The sequence below is a fragment of the Aerosakkonema funiforme FACHB-1375 genome (genome assembly GCF_014696265.1).
GTDB lineage: Bacteria > Cyanobacteriota > Cyanobacteriia > Cyanobacteriales > Aerosakkonemataceae > Aerosakkonema > Aerosakkonema funiforme_A.
The window spans coordinates 67,609-73,702 of record NZ_JACJPW010000040.1 but is presented as its reverse complement, the minus strand read 5'-3'; the positions used below and the strand labels follow the sequence as shown (position 1 = coordinate 73,702).

The 6,094-nt window shown below is 44.1% G+C and carries 3 protein-coding genes; 1 reads left to right on the top strand and 2 read right to left on the bottom strand.

The features are described from left to right. Positions 1-113 precede the first annotated feature (113 nt). Together H6G03_RS16685 and H6G03_RS16680 are read right to left on the bottom strand one after the other, a co-directional pair. Positions 114-1,607, bottom strand: a complete 1,494-nt coding sequence (locus H6G03_RS16685; protein ID WP_190465639.1) for a mechanosensitive ion channel family protein — start codon at positions 1,605-1,607, stop codon at positions 114-116. Positions 1,608-1,756: 149 nt separating this feature from the next. Beyond that, the gene (locus H6G03_RS16680) at positions 1,757-5,686 is read right to left on the bottom strand and encodes an adenylate/guanylate cyclase domain-containing protein (RefSeq protein WP_206756635.1); all 3,930 of its coding nucleotides are present in this window, start codon (positions 5,684-5,686) and stop codon (positions 1,757-1,759) included. A gap of 171 nt (positions 5,687-5,857) precedes the next feature. Between H6G03_RS16680 and H6G03_RS16675 the strand changes: the two genes are divergently transcribed. Next, entirely contained in the window at positions 5,858-6,040 is a 183-nt protein-coding gene (locus H6G03_RS16675) for a hypothetical protein (protein ID WP_190465636.1), read from the top strand. The last annotated feature ends 54 nt before the right edge of the window (positions 6,041-6,094 follow it).

Here is a 6,094-nt window from a genome sequence, read left to right as displayed (position 1 = left end):
GGGGGGAGCGGGGGAGCGGGGGAGCGGGGGAATTAATATTTTCCCTTTTCCCTTTTCCCTTTTCCCTTTTCCCTTTTCCCTCTCCCTCTCCCTCTTCCCCTAGCCCCTAGCCCCTAGCCCCTAGCCCCTAGCCCTAGCCCGTTTCCTGTCAAAGCTAGCTCATTGCTAGGTATTTCGGTCTTACCTTGACCTAAACGTGCCAATTTCTTCCTTTCTTCAATAAATCGGTTCATTTCCGAGGCGAACCTGGGATATCGCTGTGCTAGGTCAAACACCGCATCACCTTGAATCAAAATCGCCTTTAAATCATTCGTAACGCTGACTGAAACTGGACTCGGTTCTCCTCGTAGCAGCACATTTTCACCAAAAAACTCCCCAGTTGATAGGCGGGCGATTTCTTGTTTTTGTTTGTTAACATCGGTCACGGAAAGGCTGACGCCGCCATTGACAATGATATAAAGCCCGGTATCGAAGTTTCCCTCCCGAACAATCCGTTCCTTAACACCGTAGTATTTTAAAGTTGCACCTTGAGCTAGTTGAGTGACGGTTTCCCGCTCTAGAAAGCTAAAAGAAGAGAGAGACAGCAAAGTTTCTGCGATTTCGTGAGAATCATCATGGGATTGCAAATCCTTGCGGGTGAGCAAGTAATGCTTTTGCGCCGGTATGGGACTATCTAGATTATTGCGTTTGGCGGCGTAATAAACATTTGTCATGAACTGACCGCGAATTTCCTCACTACGGGCAAACTTTGCTATGTAGTACTCGACTTCGTATTCAGCCATAACTTCTGAAAATTTGATCGGTCGAATTTCCGGCTCTGGATGAGACATAACGCCCTCAACCGAAAGCACCGCTTCTAGTAATATTTGCTTAACTCGGTTGGGCGGCTCTTGATTAGAAAAGTTTAAAACTACGCGATCGGCGTGCAACGGATCTAGCAGTGTATAGTTGTAAATAATATTTTGACCCAGCACTCCATTAGGGATAATCACAACATCTCTTTCTCTTGTCTTTAAGCGAACAGCACGCCAGTTAATTTCCAGCACTTCTCCCTCTTGCTCATCTACCTTAATCCAGTCACCTATCTTAAAGGGAGACTCAAAAATAAGCAGAAAACCAGAAACCAGGTTACTCAGCGTATCTTGCAGCGCTAACGCAATCACCAGCGAACCTACTCCTAAAGCAGCGAAAACTTGACTCAGGTCAACTTGCCAGACATCTGCCAGCAGATAAGCCACAACTCCCAGCACAACAGAAATGCGGGTTACTTGAAATAACAAACTGGGAACCAGAATCTGCCAGAATTGCTGCTTTTTTCCATCTGTTAGTACCACATTTACTAATGAAAGTATGGTGTAAATTGCCGCAAAACCTAACACGGTTTCCGCAATTTCTAGCGGGAGACCAGTAGCTTTGAACTCCAAAAGTTGCGCCATTACCAGCACAATTGCTAGAAGCGGCAAGATAAACACGCGGATGTTGTTAAAAAAGTTTGCGAGTGGATTTTCTCGCTTTGCTAGGTATTCGCGTCCTTCTCCCAGAATGATGCTCAGGATGGGAAATCCGACAATTAATACCAGTCCCCAGATTAAATTCGATTTTTCCATTACCGCGATTAACCTTTCTGTTAATTAGATATTAAACACTACCTTGTAGTCAATAGGTGAGCTTGCCTGTCAGTAGCTATAATTCAGCAGTTGATTATTGCTGACTTCTGACTGTTAACCACTCTTAACTAATCCTTGAATGCAGTTTTTCATTCGGTTATTTTTACGTCATCATCTTTTTTATCATCCAATTCATTCTGACCTAAATCGCTAGGTAGTTGCTCGCTCGTCGATGTGGGTGTTTCATTGGTCTGATTTTCTTGTGTAGCATTTGTTTGTAGGTCTTCATTTTTATTTTCCTCCGAATTGTTTCCTTCTTGACGACGAAAATTGCTAGCAATTTGCCTAATATTTAAGTGCTTTTCTGGTGTTGTTGATGACAATTCAGACTGATATTTCAGCCAAGCTTTATGCTGGGATGCTTCCCTTAAAACATTTTGCAGGAAGCTTTCAGTAATAAAACTTTTTGTATCAGAAGGATCGGCAATCCTGGTTGGTTCTACCTTCTCATCTTTAATTTCCTCCGACACTGACTGGTTTTGTCGTAAATCTTGGCGAAGTTTCTTAATTATTGACGTAGGTAATCCACCTGTTTGTTCTGCTGTCCGATCGGTTATTTGACTATTTTCATCTGCCATTTCTTCGACTTCATTTGACTCGAATCGATCGCTAGAGATAGATTCCATCATTGACGCGGGCAATTCACCTGTCTGTAATAGTGGCTGAGCCGTTGTTTTAACTGACTCTTCTTTGATGTCATCCCAATCGATTTGCTCGACATCATTAGCGATCGATTCCATCATTGAAGCAGACAATTCACTCGTTTGTTCTCCTGAATGAGTCGTTGTTTGTAAATCATCATCCGCAATATCCTCGAACTCATTGCGCTCTAATTCATCGCTAGCGATCGACTCAATCGTTGATGTGGATGATGCAACGGTTTGCTCTAGTGGTAGAACTGTTGTTTGAATATCTTCATCTGCAATATCCTCGACCTCATTTGGCTCTAAATCACTAGCTAGCGAGCTAATCTCCGATGTGGATGATGCAACGGTTTGCTCCAGTGGTAGAACTGTTGTTTGAATATCTTCATCTGCAATATCCTCGACCTCATTTGGCTCTAAATCACTAGCTAGCGAGCTAATCTCCGATGTGGGTGATTCAACGGTTTCGCTCGCGCTTAAAGCATCATTTTTGTCATCTTGAATGTCATCAAAATCATCAATACCTAAATCGCCAGTCAGTTGACCGAAACTTGATGTGGTTACTTCAGCAGTTTGCCTATCGGCGAGCGCATCGCTTTTCTCATCTTGAATGTCATCAAAATCATCAATACCTAAATCGCCAGTCAGTTGACCGAAACTTGATGTGGTTACTTCAGCAGTTTTGCTATCGGCGAGCGCATCGCTTTTCTCATCTTGAATGCCATCAAAATCATCAATACCTAAATCGCCAGTCAGTTGACCGAAACTTGATGTGGTTACTTCAGCAGTTTTGCTATCTGCGAGCGCATCACTTTTCTCATCTTGAATGTCATCAAAATCATCAATACCTAAATCGCCAGTCAGTTGACCGAAACTTGATGTGGTTACTTCAGCAGTTTGCTTATCGGTGAGCGCATCACTTTTCTCATCTTGAATGTCATCAAAATCATCAATACCTAAATCGCTGGTAAGTTGACCGAAACTTGATGTCGGTGAAGAAGTAGTTTTGCTATCGGCGAGCGCATCGCTTTTCTCATCTTGAATATCATCAAAATCATCAATACCTAAATCGCCAGTCAGTTGACCGAAACTTGATGTCGGTGAAGAAGTAGTTTTATTTACTGAGGGAGCGGTTGTTTGTACGTCGTCTTTTGTAACGTCGTCAAACGCAGCCACACCGAAACTGCTAGTAAATTGGTTAATCGTTGATTTTGGTGGTTCGATCGGCTTGTTTGGTTTTATATCATCACCGTCGTTAAATTCATCAAAAGCATCGAGATCTAAACCACCTGTAAGCGCACCGATTAGATCTGTCAGCGCTCTCTTCCTCAACACCCAGGTATTTAGTCTGTTACCTTCCACATCGATCGCTTTTCCATGTTCAAATTCGTATGAATCGCCCAAGCGATCGCGCACTGATTGGGTAACTACAATCGCGTTGGCTTCAGCTTGAGTATTCAGGTAACTGGCGATTACTACCGTCTCTCCCCACAAATCGTAAGAAAACTTTTGCGTACCGATGATGCCTGCCGTCACTCTGCCTGCATGAATACCAATGCCGAGACCCAGCCTGGTATTAAGTCGGTTATTAATGCCTTGCGTAATGTCGAGTGCCTTCAAGGCAAAATCCATCATTCGTTTTTCGTGATCGAGACGGGGTTTGGTGAGTCCGCAAATGGCAATGTAGCGATCGCAGGCGACCTTTAATTTTTCTACATCGTAGCGATCGGTAAGTTCATCGAGGGAATCGATCAATTCGTTGAGTTGTTCTGCAACTGCTTTAACACCCTTATCTGCTTCTAACTTCCTTAAGCCAGTTATGCTGGCAAACATCACCGTCGCTTGTGGAATCGAGTCGTTAATTTCTTTTTCGCCTTTCTTGAGTCGATCGGCTACCGTCTTGGGCAATAATTTCGATAACAAGCTCTCGCTTTGGCGATATTTCTGTTCGACTTCGTGATTTTGCTGGCGAAAGCCTTTAATTATTTGGTTAAAGATATCTGCCAAATCTTTGTACTCATCTTGCGTATCCACCACCAGTTCAACGTCTGCTTCTCCCGCAGCTACTTTCTCAGATGCTTCCACCATCGCTTTGATCGGTTTGACAAATTTGGCGGCGGCTACACCAGCCACAAAAGTTACCACCAACACGAGGATTACGGTTGAGGTAAACAGGTAACTTTGCAGCGAATAAAGAGATTTATAGGCTTCAGCGATATCTATTTCCGACACAATTGCCCAGTCTAAGCCGGGTAGATTGAGGCGCGAGTAGGAACTGAGTACCTTAATACCGCGATAGTCTTGAGTGATTTTGCTACCTTCACCATGTTTGATGACCGCTTTTGCTGCCTTGGTGTCGATCTTCTGCAACAGGATAGAAGTGCCGATATTACTAATGAGTTGAATCGTCTCTTCTTTTGTACCCCTAGCACGCAAAGTTGCCTTGTAGTCCTCCGGCTTTTCGATCGAAAAGCGGGAAGAAGATCGCATCAGAAAATCCGAACCCACCAGATAGGTTTCTCCTGTTTTCCCCAGACCCTGCCACTGGCGATGCCCTGTTACGATGTCGTTAATCTCATCCACCGGCATTTGCACGGCGAGAATGCCGACCAACTGGGAACCGTCTAAAATCGGGCCAGCGATAAATGCCGCAGGTGCCCCATAGGAGGCGCGATAGAATTGGAAATCGACTACTGTAATCGCGTCGCGATCGGGATTATCCTGCACAGATGCGATCGCATTCCCTAAATTGCTGCGACTGTAAGGGCCCTCACTCAGATTTGTGGCAAAATCCGTCTCTTTATCAACTGAGTAGACAATTTCCCCGTTTTTCGGATCGATCAGGAAGAGATCGTAGTAGCCAAACTTTTTGATGATGTCCCGAAATAGCTTGTGGTACTGGGTATGAATATTGCTGTACTTGCTATCGTCTCCCGCATTCTGCAAAGCATCTTTTTCTCCCACCGGATGCGGGTTATGGGCAATGTAGTGATATTGGAGATATCGAGCTGCTGGACTTTGTGGCGCGTAGGTTTCAAAGTTGGGTGTTCCCAGAATGTTTTTAGACAGCCGAGGTAAAAATTCCTTGCTGTAATATGTTTCAATTGCTTTATCCCACTCCGCAGGAATACTTTTTTGGTTGAGTTCGTCGTATGCCTCATTGAACTCCTTCATTGCTGTCACTACCATCCGATCCTCACACAGAGTCTCCAGGTGGTGCTTTAAGTTGGTAAAGTAGGATTCTAGCTGATAAGCTTTGGCGCTACGGATACTGGCCAAATGATCGAAGAGAGTCTCTCTCAGCTCAGCCCTTGCCCAACTCCAGCCCAGGTAGCCAATCACCAGTATGGAAATCATACTCACTATCAGGAGCATGATTTGAACTTTTGCTTTAATACTTAAGCGCTTGAGTCCAAGCATAAGGAATTGCCGTTAGATACTTTACTAAATGATTTCGATAAATTTCAAATTTAAATCTGAAATTATCATTGTTTTTTGCTTTTAGGCGGCAACTGTTGGGATTATCTTAGGTAATCGCTTTGGGTAATGGCAGCAAGTTACTGCTGCCGAGCGATAAGCCACCCTGATGATGTTACCATCTTTGGCGGCAACTCGATCGTCAAAGTATGTCATCTACTTGTGAAGAAATTCTTAAATGCTAGGCTGCTAGAGCCTCAGTCAAGTAATGCTAGAAACTGGGTTGCTGACACAGGTTCGGAAAAAGCGTAAAAGGGAGAAAAGGAGAAAGGGTTTTTCCCCTTTTTCCTTTTCCCCCTTGTTCGC